This window comes from Variovorax sp. GrIS 2.14 (genome assembly GCF_046115955.1).
In the GTDB taxonomy this organism is placed as follows: domain Bacteria; phylum Pseudomonadota; class Gammaproteobacteria; order Burkholderiales; family Burkholderiaceae_C; genus Variovorax.
This window is the reverse complement of sequence record NZ_JBJXIA010000020.1, coordinates 17,261-30,970: the sequence shown is the minus strand read 5'-3', so window position 1 is coordinate 30,970 and position 13,710 is coordinate 17,261. Positions and strand designations below refer to the sequence as shown.

General features: G+C 64.9%; 12 protein-coding genes. 7 read left to right on the top strand and 5 right to left on the bottom strand.

The features are described 5' to 3' along the window. Nucleotides 1–272: 272 nt before the first annotated feature. From gcvT to RCH10_RS22910, 4 genes are read left to right on the top strand one after another with little or no spacing between them, the layout of a single operon-like run. Nucleotides 273–1,463 carry a glycine cleavage system aminomethyltransferase GcvT gene (gene gcvT / locus RCH10_RS22925; protein WP_409054219.1) on the top strand — a complete coding sequence of 397 codons (1,191 nt, stop codon included), beginning with the start codon at nucleotides 273–275 and terminating at the stop codon, nucleotides 1,461–1,463. A gap of 24 nt (nucleotides 1,464–1,487) precedes the next feature. Continuing rightward, on the top strand, nucleotides 1,488–1,865 hold the full coding sequence (gene gcvH / locus RCH10_RS22920) for a glycine cleavage system protein GcvH (protein ID WP_187051524.1): 378 nt from the start codon (nucleotides 1,488–1,490) through the stop codon (nucleotides 1,863–1,865). A 15-nt stretch (nucleotides 1,866–1,880) separates the two neighbouring features. Further along, nucleotides 1,881–4,820, top strand: a complete 2,940-nt coding sequence (gene gcvP, locus RCH10_RS22915; RefSeq protein ID WP_409054218.1) for an aminomethyl-transferring glycine dehydrogenase — start codon at nucleotides 1,881–1,883, stop codon at nucleotides 4,818–4,820. Beyond that, nucleotides 4,817–5,611: an SDR family oxidoreductase gene (locus RCH10_RS22910; protein ID WP_187051523.1), complete on the top strand. Its 795-nt coding sequence runs from the start codon at nucleotides 4,817–4,819 to the stop codon at nucleotides 5,609–5,611. The genes gcvP and RCH10_RS22910 overlap by 4 nt, the downstream gene beginning before the upstream one ends. Nucleotides 5,612–5,633: 22 nt before the next feature. Here the strand turns inward: RCH10_RS22910 and RCH10_RS22905 are convergent, their stop codons facing one another. Then, nucleotides 5,634–6,548: a DUF3014 domain-containing protein gene (locus RCH10_RS22905; RefSeq protein WP_409054217.1), complete on the bottom strand. Its 915-nt coding sequence runs from the start codon at nucleotides 6,546–6,548 to the stop codon at nucleotides 5,634–5,636. A gap of 64 nt (nucleotides 6,549–6,612) precedes the next feature. Between RCH10_RS22905 and RCH10_RS22900 the strand changes: the two genes are divergently transcribed. Both RCH10_RS22900 and RCH10_RS22895 read left to right on the top strand, forming a co-directional pair. Further along, nucleotides 6,613–7,242, top strand: a complete 630-nt coding sequence (locus tag RCH10_RS22900) for a flavin reductase family protein (RefSeq protein WP_409054216.1) — start codon at nucleotides 6,613–6,615, stop codon at nucleotides 7,240–7,242. Between the two features lie 111 nt (nucleotides 7,243–7,353). After that, complete coding sequence (locus RCH10_RS22895) at nucleotides 7,354–8,649, top strand: aspartate carbamoyltransferase (protein WP_409054215.1); 1,296 nt, start codon at nucleotides 7,354–7,356, stop codon at nucleotides 8,647–8,649. A gap of 24 nt (nucleotides 8,650–8,673) precedes the next feature. Here RCH10_RS22895 and RCH10_RS22890 read toward each other — a convergent pair whose 3' ends face one another. From RCH10_RS22890 to RCH10_RS22880, 3 genes are all read right to left on the bottom strand, one after another. After that, nucleotides 8,674–9,354: an alpha/beta hydrolase gene (locus RCH10_RS22890; RefSeq protein WP_409054214.1), complete on the bottom strand. Its 681-nt coding sequence runs from the start codon at nucleotides 9,352–9,354 to the stop codon at nucleotides 8,674–8,676. Further along, a complete protein-coding gene (locus RCH10_RS22885) occupies nucleotides 9,351–10,436 on the bottom strand; it encodes an NAD(P)H-dependent flavin oxidoreductase (RefSeq protein ID WP_409054213.1) in 1,086 nt (361 codons plus the stop codon). The genes RCH10_RS22890 and RCH10_RS22885 overlap by 4 nt, the downstream gene beginning before the upstream one ends. A 159-nt stretch (nucleotides 10,437–10,595) precedes the next feature. Next, entirely contained in the window at nucleotides 10,596–11,408 is an 813-nt protein-coding gene (locus RCH10_RS22880; protein ID WP_409054212.1) for a class II aldolase/adducin family protein, read from the bottom strand. A 159-nt stretch (nucleotides 11,409–11,567) separates the two neighbouring features. On the opposite strand from RCH10_RS22880, the gene RCH10_RS22875 reads away from it, so the two are divergent. Beyond that, nucleotides 11,568–12,464 carry a LysR substrate-binding domain-containing protein gene (locus RCH10_RS22875; RefSeq protein ID WP_409054211.1) on the top strand — a complete coding sequence of 299 codons (897 nt, stop codon included), beginning with the start codon at nucleotides 11,568–11,570 and terminating at the stop codon, nucleotides 12,462–12,464. Nucleotides 12,465–12,482: 18 nt separating this feature from the next. Here RCH10_RS22875 and RCH10_RS22870 read toward each other — a convergent pair whose 3' ends face one another. Next, on the bottom strand, nucleotides 12,483–13,706 hold the full coding sequence (locus RCH10_RS22870; protein WP_409054210.1) for a DUF1501 domain-containing protein: 1,224 nt from the start codon (nucleotides 13,704–13,706) through the stop codon (nucleotides 12,483–12,485). Nucleotides 13,707–13,710: the final 4 nt, after the last annotated feature.

Below are 13,710 nucleotides of genomic sequence, written 5' to 3'. Positions count from 1 at the left end.
ACGTGACAAGTATTCGGCCAATGAACGCCTGGCGGGTGCTAGCGCGCTATTTACAGGGGTTACCCCATCCTGGCGGGTCTGAATTCGCCACCAAGGTACGGCCGACCCAACACGATCGGCGCGACCCACTACACTGACGGAGGACAAGAGAATGCCTCGCCGTTCGAGGCCGACGAAGGCGCAGGGGCCTCGAACGGGGAACCGGCGCACAGGTAAAAAAACCGACACCGCGTCCCTAGCGAAATCGGGCGCTTTTTTTGCTGGAAATTGCCATGGCCGCTGCCCCATCCGACGCTACCGACGCCTTGCTTAAAACTCCGCTCCATGATCTGCACGTCGAACTCGGCGCCCGCATGGTGCCGTTCGCCGGCTACTCGATGCCGGTGCAATACCCGGCCGGCCTGCTCGCCGAACACAAGCACACGCGCAACGCCGCGGGCCTGTTCGACATCTCGCACATGGGCCAGCTGCGGCTGGTCGGGCCCGATGCGGCGGCAGCTTTTGAAACGCTGATCCCGGTCGACGTCATCGGCCTCGCGCCGGGCAAGCAGCGCTACGGCCTGCTGCTGAACGACGAGGGCGGCATCCTCGACGACCTGATGTTCTTCAACGAAGGACACGACTCGATCTTCGTCATCGTGAACGGCGCCTGCAAGGTGGCCGACCTGGCGCACATCCAGCGCAAGATCGGCAACCGATGCGAAGTCCAGCCGTTGCCCGACCATGCTTTGCTCGCGTTGCAGGGGCCGCAGGCTGCGGCCACGATGGCGCGCCTGTGTCCAGGCATCGAACAGTTCGTTTTCATGACCGGCGGTGCGGTGTTGATCAACCACGGCGACGGCCCGAAGATTCCGGTCTTCGTCACCCGCAGTGGCTACACCGGCGAAGACGGCTTCGAGATCTCGGTGGCCGCGCGCGATGCCGAAGCGCTTGCGCGACTGCTGCTGGCACAACCCGAAGTCCAACCCATCGGCCTGGGCGCGCGCAACTCGCTGCGGCTCGAAGCCGGGCTGTGCCTGTACGGCAGCGACATCGACAGCACGACGACGCCCGTCGAAGCCGCGCTCAACTGGGCGATCCAGAAAGTGCGACGCGCCGGAGGTACGCGCGAAGGCGGTTTTCCGGGCGCAGACAAGGTGTTGGCACAGCTCACTGCCTCGACCGGCGGCGCAGGTCATACCGATCACGCGACGCTCAAGCGCAAGCGCGTCGGCCTGGTCGCGCTGGAGCGCATCCCGGTGCGCGACGGCACGCTGCTCGAATCGTTCGAGGGCGGACTGGCCATCGGCCAGGTCACCAGCGGCCTGCCTGGCCCGACCGCCGAACGGCCGATCGCGATGGCTTATGTCGCGCTGGCTTATGCCGAGCCCGGTACCCGCATTCAGGCGATCGTGCGCGGCAAGGCGGTCCCGATGGAAGTGACCACGCTGCCATTCGTTCCGACGCACTATTTCAGAGGCTGAATTTTTTTCTCAAGGAGTTTTCAGATGACAGTCAAATACACCAAAGACCACGAATGGGTCGATGCCGCCGAGGCAGGCGCTCCGGTCACCGTCGGCATCACGGTCCACGCGCAGGACGCACTGGGCGATGTCGTCTTCGTCGACCTGCCCGAAGTCGGCAAGACCTTTGCGCAGGGCGAAGTCGCCGGCGTGGTCGAGTCGGTCAAGGCCGCGGCCGACGTCTTCATGCCGCTGTCGGGGGAAGTCACCGAAGTGAACGAAGCCTTGCGCGCCGACCCATCGCTGGCCAACAGCGACCCGCTCGGTGCCGGCTGGTTCTTCAAGGTGAAGCTGGCCGATGCGCTGCAGCTCGACGCGCTGATGGACGCACCCACCTACGACAAGTTTTCCAGCGAAGCCTGATCACTCGCCATGCCGATGTCTGCCCTGCCCTCGTTGCCTTCGCTGCCTTCGTTTCGTGAACTCGAGAACGCCGATGAATTCATCACGCGCCACATCGGCATCGAAGCTGCAGACGAAGCGCGCATGCTGCCCGTCATCGGCTCGGCCACGCGCAAGGAACTGATCGACGGCATCGTGCCGCCATCGATCCGTCGAAGCAAGCCGATGGATCTTCCGCAGCCGATCAGCGAAGCCGGCGCATTGGCCGAACTCAAGGCGATCGCGGCGAAGAACAAGGTCGCGCGCAACTTCATCGGGCAGGGCTACTACGGCACCTACACACCCGGCGTGATCCTGCGCAACATCCTCGAAAACCCGGCCTGGTACACGGCGTACACGCCCTACCAGGCCGAGATTTCGCAGGGTCGTATGGAGGCCTTGCTCAACTTCCAGACGATGGTGTGCGACCTCACCGGCATGGCGATCGCCAATGCGTCGATGCTGGACGAAGCCACCGCCGCGGCCGAAGCGATGACGCTGGCCAAACGCAGCGTCAAGAGCAAGAGCGACGTGTTTCTGGTGGCGGGCGACTGCCATCCTCAAACCATCGAAGTGCTGCGCACGCGCGCCGCGCCGCTGGGCATCGAGATCAAGGTCAGCACCGCTTCCGACACGCTGCCACACCTGATGACCAGCGGTGATTTCTTCGGGGCGCTGGCGCAATACCCAGGAACGACAGGGCAAGTGCACGACCTGCGTCCGCTGGCCGGCCTCGCGCATGCCAAGGGCGCAGCCTTCTGCGTCGCGGCCGACCTGCTGGCGCTCACGTTGCTGGCGCCTCCCGGCGAGTGGGACGCCGACATCGTCTGCGGCACCACGCAACGCTTCGGCATGCCGATGTGCAACGGCGGCCCGCACGCTGCTTACCTGGCATGTCGGGATTCGTTCAAGCGCTCGCTGCCGGGCCGTCTGGTCGGCGTGAGCATCGATGCGCATGGTCAGACTGCCTACCGGCTCTCCCTGCAAACGCGCGAGCAGCACATCCGCCGCGAGAAGGCGACGTCGAACATCTGCACGGCGCAAGTGCTGCCGGCCGTCATCGCCAGCATGTACGCGGTCTATCACGGCCCGGCCGGGCTCACGCGCATCGCGCAACGCGTCGCCGCACTCACCGCGGTGCTGGCGCAAGGGCTCGAGCAGATGGGGCGCGAACTGGTCAACACGACGGCGTTCGATTCACTGACGGTGAAGAGCGGCGACGACACCACGCACATCCTCGAGCGCGCACATGCGGCCAACGTCAACCTGCGCCATCGGCTGCAACAGCACCTGGGCATTTCGCTCGACGAGACGACGACGCGCACCGACATCGAAATGCTGTGGGCGCTGTTCGTGCCGGCCGGCACGCCGATGCCGCGCTTCGCGGTACTGGCTGAAAAGGTGAAGCCGCGCATCCCTGAAGCGCTGCGCCGCACCAGCGCTTTCATGACGCACCCGGTGTTCAACACCCACAAGAGCGAGACGGCGATGCTGCGCTACATCCGCAGCCTCTCCGACAAGGATCTGGCGCTCGACCGCACCATGATTCCGCTCGGCAGTTGCACCATGAAGCTCAACGCGACGAGCGAGATGATCCCGATCACCTGGCCCGAGTTCGCGAACATTCATCCGTTCGCACCGGCTGATCAGCTCCGGGGCTATGCCGAGCTCGACCAGCAACTGCGCGACTGGCTGTGCGAAGCGACCGGCTATGCCGGCATCAGCCTGCAGCCGAACGCGGGCTCGCAAGGCGAGTACGCCGGCTTGCTGGCGATCAAGGCGTTCCACGCATCGCGCGGCGAAGAGCGGCGCAACATCTGCCTTATTCCGTCGTCGGCCCACGGCACCAACCCAGCCAGCGCACAGATGGCCGGCATGCAGGTGATCGTGACGGCCTGCGATGCGCAAGGCAATGTAGACCTCGACGACCTGAGGCGCGCCTGCGAAAAACACAGCGCCGAATTGGCCGCGGTGATGATCACCTACCCGAGCACGCACGGCGTGTTCGAAGCTGGCGTGAAGGAACTGTGCGCGCTGGTGCACGCGCACGGCGGTCGCGTGTATGTCGACGGCGCCAACATGAACGCGCTGGTCGGCGTGGCCGCGCCGGGCGAGTTCGGCGGCGATGTGAGCCACCTCAATTTGCACAAGACCTTCTGCATTCCGCACGGCGGCGGCGGGCCGGGTGTCGGGCCGGTGTGCGTGGTCGCAGACCTCGTGCCCTTCTTACCGGGACATGCGACGGCCGGTATCGCATCGCATGGCGTCGGTGCGGTATCGGCCGCGCCACTCGGCAACGCCGCGGTGCTGCCGATCAGCTGGATGTACTGCCGCATGATGGGCGCTGAAGGCTTGCAGGCCGCAACCGAGACGGCCATCCTGTCGGCCAACTACATCAGCGCACGGCTGAAAAACCATTACCCCACGCTTTACGCCAGTCAGAACGCCGAAGGTCGCGGGCATGTCGCGCACGAGTGCATTCTCGATCTGCGCCCGCTGAAAGAGACCAGCGGCGTCACCGCCGAAGACGTCGCCAAACGGCTCATCGACTACGGCTTTCATGCGCCGACGCTGAGCTTCCCGGTGCCGGGCACGCTGATGGTCGAGCCGACCGAAAGCGAGCCGCTGGCCGAACTCGATCGCTTCGTCGACGCCATGATCGCCATCCGTGGCGAGATCCGGCGCATCGAAGAAGGCGTCTGGCCGCAGGACGACAACCCGCTCAAGCACGCGCCTCACACCGCAGCCATTCTGCTCGGCGCCGAGTGGCCGCACCCGTATTCGCGCGAGCTGGGGGCGTTTCCGCTGGCTGCGTTGCGGCAGGCCAAATACTGGCCGCCGATCGGGCGGGTCGACAACGTTTATGGGGACCGCAATCTGTTTTGCAGTTGCGTGCCGGTGGAAATGTACGAGACAACTGTGGAGGACAAGACATGAAAGACACCGAAACATTTTCCGGCTTGCTCGAAGGCCAGATCGCCTGGGTGACCGGTGGTGGCAGCGGCATTGGGCTGGCCGGCGCCGTCGCGCTCGCGCAAGCGGGTTGCCGCGTCGTCATCTCGGGGCGCGACGCAGCCAAACTCGCTGGGGCAGTCAAGCAGGCAGCAGACCGCGGCGCGCCATCGGGCAGCATCACGGCCCTGCCGCTGGACGTGTCCGATCGCGCCTCCGTCGAGCGCGTCGCAACCGCCATCCAGGCGCAGCACGGGGGCGTCGACATCCTGGTCAACAGCGCCGGTGTCAACTTTCCGAAGCGCTTCTGGAAAGAGACCGACGCGGCCACCTTCGAGCAGGTCATGGCGATCAACCTCAACGGCGCCACGTTTTGCACGCTGGCCGTGCTGAAGGGCATGCAGGCGCGCCGCCGCGGCACCATCATCAACGTCGCGTCGTTCGCGGGCTGGCACTTCAGCTACCTCACCGGGCCGGCCTACATCGCGAGCAAGGCGGGCTTGATGGCGCTCACGCATTCGTTCAACATCGAAGAATGCGTGAATGGTTTGCGCGCCACCGCGCTGTGTCCTGGAGAGGTATCAACGCCGATCCTCAAGCAGCGCCCTGTCGAGCCAAGCGAAGAAGACAAAGCGCGCATGCTGCAAGAAGACGACATGGGCAAGACCATTCGCTTCATCGCCGAGATGCCGCCGCACGTGTGCATCAACGAGTTGGTGATCTCGCCAGTGTTTAACCGGGTGTACCTCGGCGGGGCGGATATTCAGCGGCGTTGAGTGACAGCACGTCCGGCTCTTGCTAACGCTTCGCCATTTCCCCCGTAGCCACCTGCCCACGCAACGCCCGCAGCTTTGACTTCATCCGCCGCTCGTTGTCCGGCCCCATTCGCACCAGCAGCTTCTGCCCGCTCGACAACGCCTCGAGCTGCGGGTCGGCGAACTCGTAGCGGGTCCACGGCCGTGACGACGGCACGGTGCCTTTCACCTCGGTCAGCTTGAGCTGCAATGGACCCTGCGGCTCCGGGGCCGCCAGCAAATGGTCGATAACCGCGACCAGCCGGTCATTGAAGTACTTGCCCGGATAACCCAGCTCTTCATAGGCCTGCTGAAACAGCGGGTACAGGCGCGCATAGACCGCGACGGCCTTGGCGCTGTCGACCGAATCCGTGAACGCGATGAAGTCGGTGTAGCGCCCGGCATTGGCCGGATCGAGGGTCAGCGTCTCGTCTGTGCCCGTCACTTCGAAGCGCTGCGGCGTGGGTTGCGTTGGCCACATGCGCGAAGGCGCTTGCGCACGCGGCAGGTTGTCGACGGTCGCGACGAAGCGGCGCACGAAGTCATCGATCTGCAGGAACGACGCCACCGACTTGGCGCTCAGCAAATCGGTCAGCGCCTTGGTCACTGCCGCATTCGAATCGGCCAGAGAAGGCAGCGCCGCGTCCGGCTGCGCAAGGGCGTCGATCGGGTTTTGCGGGCCTGTGGCAGCGGGCGCAGCAGGCGGTGCCGCAGGTGTCGCTGGGATGTCCGGCTGTGGCGCCATCGCAGTCGGTGCGGGCGGTGTCGTTTGCCGCTGTTGCGACCAGTACCACCACCCTGCTGCTGCAGCGGCGGCAAGGACGAGCAGCACGATGACGATGCGCAACGTCGGCGACTCGCGCGTTGGCCTGAATTCTGCTGGGTCTCTGGAATACTCTTGTGGATCGCGTTCTGGCATGCGCCTCATTAAAAACCCGCCAGCATGACGGCCCGTAACCTCATGTGAACACCAGGGACTCCGGATGGACATCGACTTCTCCAAGCTCACCGAGCACCAGCGTTACAAGCTCATGGCGAGCCTGATCGTGCCGCGGCCGATCGCGCTGGTGACCACGCTCGGCGCCGACGGCGTGGTCAACGCGGCCCCCTTCAGCATGTTCAACATGATGGGCGAAGAGCCACCGATCGTGATGATCAGCGTCAACCGGCTGCAAGACGGCGCGCTCAAGGACACCGCAGCCAACATCGTGCGCGAGCGCGAGTTCGTGGTGCACCTGGCAGACGAAGACACTGCCGAACAGATGCACCGCTGCGGCGAGCGCCATCCGCCGCATGTGAGCGAGCTCGACGTGGTCGGCTTCACTGCCTTGCCGAGCAACTACGTCAAGCCGCCACGCATCGCCGAAGCGCCGGTCGCTTTCGAGTGCACGTTGTGGGAAACGCTGGAGACCGACAGCCGCCAGATCTTTATCGGGCAGGTGCGGTGGATGCATGCGCGCGACGAACTCATCGACACCGAAACCTGGCGCGTGCGGCTGCAGCACTACTTCCCGGTGGGGCGCTTTGGCGCTAGCTTCTACGTGAAGACGCGCGAGCGGTATTCACTGGCCGCGCAGGGCGAAACGCGCAGTACGCAGATCGACGAGATGTAGCAAAGGGCATCCGTTCGCAGGTCTGTCGCGCGAACATTTCGCCCCGCTGTTGATATGCGCATTGCGTAGTTTTTGCGCATATTCGCATTGCTCATAGCGTATATTTCGCCTATGAGCCAGCAACAAGATCTCCTCCGCGACGCGATGCGCCGCCTCAACCTCACGCGCGACGCATTCGCCGAGCGTCTTGGCGTGCGCCGCCGCGCCCTCGACACCTGGCTGCTGCCGTCAGAGTCGAGCGAGTCGCGCGCCATGCCGGAGATGGTCGGCAAGTTCGTGGCGGAAATCCTGCAACGCGAAGCACTCGGAGCGGCAGCCGGATCAACAAGCACAGACCAGCGCCCCCTTGTGCAACGCATCGCGGCCGAAGGCAAACCGCAATTGCTGTCGGTCGCGCAATTCGACCGCGGCAGCCTGGAGGATTTGTTTCAGGTCGCCGATGTAATGCAGCCGATCGCGCGCCGGCAGAAGGTCACTCGCATCCTGGAAGGGGCCGTCCTCGGCAGCCTGTTCTTCGAGGCCAGTACGCGCACGCGGGTGAGCTTCGGCGCGGCCTTTTGCCGGCTTGGCGGCACGGTCTGCGACACCACCGGGTTCACCTTTTCGTCGATGGCCAAGGGCGAGTCGATCTACGACACCAGCCGCGTGATGAGCGGCTACGTCGATGCGCTGGTTGTCCGACATCCGGAGCAGGGTTCGGTGGCGGAGTTCGCACGCGCGACCAACATCCCGGTCATCAATGCCGGCGATGGTCCGGGCGAACATCCGAGCCAGGCCGTACTCGATCTCTACACGATTCAGCGGGAGTTCTCGCGCATGGGCAAGCTGGTCGACGGCACGCACATCGCGATGGTCGGCGACCTCAAATACGGCCGCACGGTGCATTCGCTGATCCGGCTGCTGTCGCTGTATCGCAACCTCAAGTTCACGCTGATCGCACCGCCGTCGCTGGAGATGCCGGCCTACCTAGTGGAGCTGGTCGCACAGAACGGTCACGTCATCGAGCAGACCGCGTCGCTCGAGCAAGGACTGCGCGGCGCCGACGTGGTCTACGCGACGCGTGTCCAGAAAGAACGCTTTGCAGAGGGCGAAGTGATGGAGGGCTACACGCCCGAGTTTCAGGTGCGCAAGGCACTCGTCGACGCAGTCTGCAAGCCCGACACCATCCTCATGCACCCGTTGCCGCGCGACGGGCGAGATGGCGCGAACGACTTGAGCATCGACCTCAATCACGACCCGCGGCTGGCGATCTTCCGGCAGACCGACAACGGCATTCCGGTGCGCATGGCCCTTTTCGCAGTGCTGATGGGTGTGGACAAGCAGGTGGCGCGCTCGATGCGCGATGCCGGATGGCGCTCGCCGGCGCACATCGGGCCGGACGACGCGGACTTCGACGGGCTGGACTGAACGGAGCTGGTCTCAACCGGTCGCTCAAACCAGCGACTGCAGCCAAGCCACCGCTTGCTGCAACTCTGCCGGCCGAATCTCGTGCCCGCCCGGATAGTCGGCGCCCGACAACGCGATCGGCAGGTTGCCGACGAAGGCGCGCATGTGCTCTGCAGCAGCCAGCGGAATCACGTTGTCCGCGGTGCCATGGCTGACCCACAACGCCTTGCCTTCGAAGGCTTTACGCGGCGCCACATGCCCTTCGACCTGCGGCAGCAAACGGCTGTGCCAGACCATCGCAGCGCGAACTTTTTCAGGCTGCGTGAGCAACAGCGACAGCGACATGATGCCGCCCTGGCTGAAGCCGCCGACGACGACGCGCTCCGGCGGCATGCCCAATTGCTGCGCGGCTGAGGTCACCATTTCGCCGACCAGAAAGCGGCTCTCACGCTCCTGCTCTTCGTCGATGGTGCGCTGGCCGGCGGCGCTGACCTGAAACGAAAACCACGCATACGAATCGGGCGACAGCACATTGGGGGCGCGCAAGCTGACGACGTGAAACGCCGGCGGCATGTGCGGCGCGAGTCCGAACAAGTCGGCCTCGTTGCTGCCGACGCCGTGCATCAGCAGCAGCAGCCATGGCTCGGCCACATCGGCAGCGGCAGGTCGCTCCAGAAAAGAAAGCGGCAGGCGCAAGCGAGGTGATGTCGAGGAGGGTTCGGTCATGGAGGCGTCGGGTCGAAGGAATGGGAAAGGAGTGATTGCGCAAAGCCTTTGGCAAGGCTTTGCACGATGTCGTGCGCAGGCAGCGGCTTGCAGCCCGTCGCGTTCTGTCCCGACCATAGCGGGGAAAAGTCGCCACTGCCCTGCGCTTCGGCCTTGGCACGCAATGGCGCGATACCGGCGGTCGCCATCGGAAACTCCGGCGGCGCGGTGCCGATCGGTCCGAGCTCGCGCATCACGCGGTTCACGATGCCGCGTGCCGGTCGCCCAGTGAACACATTGGTCAACGCCGTGTGCCGCGCGGCCTCGCTTTGCAATGCCGCGCGATGCAGGTTCGTCGTCGTGGCCTCGGGGCACAACAGGAACGCGGTGCCGACCTGAACTCCCGCGGCACCCAGCGCCATGGCTGCCGCGACGCCATCGGCATCGGCGATGCCGCCCGCAGCGATCACCGGCACCTTCAGCGCGCGCACCAACTGCGGCAAGAGCGCGAAGGTACCGAGTTGGCGCGTGAGGTCGTGCGAAAGAAAGTGACCACGATGGCCACCCGCCTCAAGGCCTTGCGCGATGACCGCATCGGCCCCATGCGCTTCGAGCCACAGCGCCTCGTCGAGCGTGGTCGCCGAGGCCAACACCTTCGAACCCCAACGCTTGACTTTTGCGAGCAGCGCGGGCGACGGCAAGCCAAAGTGGAAACTGACCACCGGCGGCTCGAATTCGGCCAGCACGGCCGCCGCCGCTTCATCGAACGGGTTGCGGCCAGGCCCGGCACCGACGCTCTTCGGGTCGATGTCGAACTCGCGGTAGTAAGGCGCCAGGGCGCTGCGCCATGCGGCGTCTCGCGCGGCATCGGGCTCCGGCGGCGTGTGGCAAAAGAAGTTGACGTTGTAGGGCTTGTCGGTGCCTGCGCGGATGGCGGTGATCTCGCTACGGATCGCGTCGGCGCCGAGCATGGCGCAGGGCAGCGAACCGAGGCCGCCTGCGTTGCTGACTGCGATGGCGAGTGCACTGCCCTGCACGCCTGCCATCGGCGCTTGAGCAAGGGGTAACGCAGTGCCGAGAAGGGTTTGCAAAGTGAGGTGCATGACTGGTTCCTTGGACGGGAACGCCATTGTCCACCGCTCTTCGCCGGTCTTGCACACGCTGTGAACTCGCCTAAATCGCGATCACGAACAGGCCAATGTGGGTGCTGCCCGCCGCAGCTGCGGCAGCACGCGGCAAGGTCGTCGTGTTCATGGTCCGGCTCAGTCGAACATGTCCGGCTGCGTTGCCGCGATCTGGTCGTACAGCGTCTGGAAATGCAGCCAGCCGATGAATTCGCTACCGACATGCTCGCGGCTGTAGCGCGCGCGTTCCGGCGTGACCAGCCGTGGCGTGACGCCGCTGGCGTCTACCAGCAGTTGCTGCTGGCAGCAACGTTCCAGCGCGATGAACCAGAAGGCCGCCGCATCGATGCTGTGGCGGCTGGCCGTCAGCAGCCCGTGGTTTTGGTGGATTGCCGCCTTCACGCCCTTGAACGCGTTGGCGACCTTGTTGCCGGCCTCCTTTTCGACAGCGACCTGGCCTGCCTCATCGCCGATCACCGCGTGGTCTTCGAAGAACGCAGCGGCGTCCTGCGTGATGGGTTCGAGCTTCTTGCCGAGCGATGCGAAGGCCGTGCCGTACACCGTGTGCGCATGGCACATCGCGAGGATGTCGGGGTGCGCGTCATGCACCGCGGCATGCAACACGAAGCCGGCGCGATTGACTGCGTAGTCGCCTTCGACGACCCTGCCATCGTGGTCCACCAGGATCAGGTTCGACACCTTGACCAGCGAGAAATGCACCGCCATCGGGTTGGTCCAGTACAGGTGCGGCCGCTCCGGATCGCGGATCGTCAAGTGGCCTGCGAAGCCGTAGTCGAATCCTTGCTGCGCGAACGCACGGCAGGCGGCGACGAGATGTTCCTTCAGGTACTGGCGCTGGTCGGCGTGGTTGGTGAAGGTCGGGATCTCGGGGAACTTCAGTCCAACCTGTTCGGGCTGATAAACCGAAATGCGCTTCTTGATGTCGAGCATATTGTTGTCTCTGGCTGGTTGTGTTGCAGATTGCGAATGCAAGTCGTGACGGGCACGCAAGACGCAGATCATCCGCATCGGCGGCCGCGTTGACAAAGGACGACTGTTCACCAATGGCTGAAACAGATTCATCTATGCTCGTGAAAACCAGCACATCCGATGCGACGTCTTCCATCCTTCTTCGCACTTCGCGCCTTCGAGGCAGCGGCGCGGCTTGGCGGCTTTACGCAAGCAGGCCAAGAACTGCATCTGACGCCGTCCGCCATCAGCCATCAGGTGCGCGCGCTTGAAACATGGTTCGGCCGTGCGCTCTTCACGCGCGGTGTACGCAAGGTGACGCTGACCGTCGACGGCCAAAGGTTGCTGGACCAGCTAAGTCCGGCCTTCGATCAGATCGAGGATGCGTGCGCCGAGCTGGGTCCACTGCAATCCCGCAGCGAACTCGCGGTCCACTGCTCGCCGAGCTTTGCCGCCAAGTGGCTCGGCCCACGGTTGCCGCAGTTCATGGCGGCGCATCCGTCGATCGTGATCCGCATGTCATCGAGCGCGGAACCTGCGGACCTGGCCAAATCGGCGGACATCGATGTCGACATCGCCTATGGGTTGCCCCCGCCGCATGCCAATGTGATGGTCGAGCCGCTGGGACTCGAGTCGACGGTGCCGATGTGCTCGCCGCGCCTGCTTGAAGGCCGTGACTCGATGACGCCGGCCGATGTGCTGCGATTCACATTGATCGATTCCAAGGTCAATCCAGTGCAGTGGACCGATTGGTGCAAGCTGAACGGGCTCAAGCTGCCGGCCGGTGCGCGGCCCTCTTTCGATCGGGGTTCGATGGTTATCGCTGCTGCAGTTGACGGCATGGGCATCGCATTGGAGACGACGCGCTTTGCACAACGAGACCTCGAACGGGGCGATCTGGTGATTCTGGATGGCCCGTCTTTCCATCGGATCGAGCGCGTCACCCACTTCATTTGCTATCGCAAGTCGGCGATCGACAACGAGCGCCTTATCGCGTTTCGTGACTGGATGAAAGCGCAGTTGCTGCCAGCGACCTGAGCGAGCGCCTGTGCGCAGCTAGACCAGCCGCAGATCGCGTGGCGCAACCCCCGCAAACACCCGATCGAGCTGCGCAGGCGACAGTCCGTACATCCGCGCGAACAAGCCGCCGAACACCGCGCGGTATTCGTTCAGCACCGGATAGTCGCGGTTCTGGAACAGATTGGCTTGCGACACCTCGACCTGCTCGCCCAACACGCGACCGCCGGCCTGTGCAGCGAGGCCGCCACCGAGCACCCAGTACACGGTGCCGTGGCCATGGTCGGTGCCCTTGTTGCCGTTCTCACGGAAGGTGCGGCCGAACTCGCTGATCACCACCACCACGGTGTCGCGCCAGGCGTCGTCGCCCATCTCTTCCGCAAAGCCGGCGACGCCACGGCCGAGTTCCTCGAGGCGGTTGGCCAGGTAGCCGGTGCCGGCGCCCTGCCCCACGTGCGTGTCCCAGCCGCCGACATCGACGAAGCCGAGGTCGAAGCGTTCGCGCATCAGTCGCGCCATGCGCCGCGCGACCAGCTCGAAGCCCTTCGACGTCATCGCGTTGCGGCTGGCCGCTTCCATCTCTTCCTTGACGGCGCGCTGTACCTCGTCACGCACCGCAAAGCCTTCGACCACCGGCTGCGCGAGCTTGGTGTTGCGATACATCGCCTCGATCACCTTGCTCTGTCGCGCGTCGATGGCCTGGCGGCCGACCGAGCCGAGCGCCATGTTGGCGGCCTTGGCGTCGCCCCTGAGCGCGATCGGCAGCTGGTCGGTAAAGGCCATCGGCGACACCGCCGTCAGCGGTCCGGCACCGAGCACGCCGGCCAGCCGATTCAAGAAGCCCGAACGATAGTCGCGGCCGCGGTCGAGTGCCTGGCCGAGCTCGATCGAGTCCTGCGTTTCGAAGTGACTGCGCGTGAGGTCGTCCGTGCCGGCGAACGGAATGAACGCCGCTTGCTGCTTCTGGAACAACGGCATCACGCTGGTCGCGAGCGCCGGGTGCAGTCCCCAGTGCGCATCCAGCTGCAGCGCGCCATTGGGCTGGCCGGGCCGCGGCACTGCGATGGTCGGCCGCGCGCTGCGATAGAAGTCGTCGGTGGTGCCCGATGCGATGGGCACCAGCAGGTTGGCGCAGTCGTAAGCACCGCGCAGGAACACGACCAGCAGCTTCGCGTTGCCGGCGGCAGGCGCGGCCATGAGCCGGCCCGCGGCACCGGCGAGCGGTGCGACGCCCATGAGCTTCAAAAGATGTCGGCGTTGCATGTGA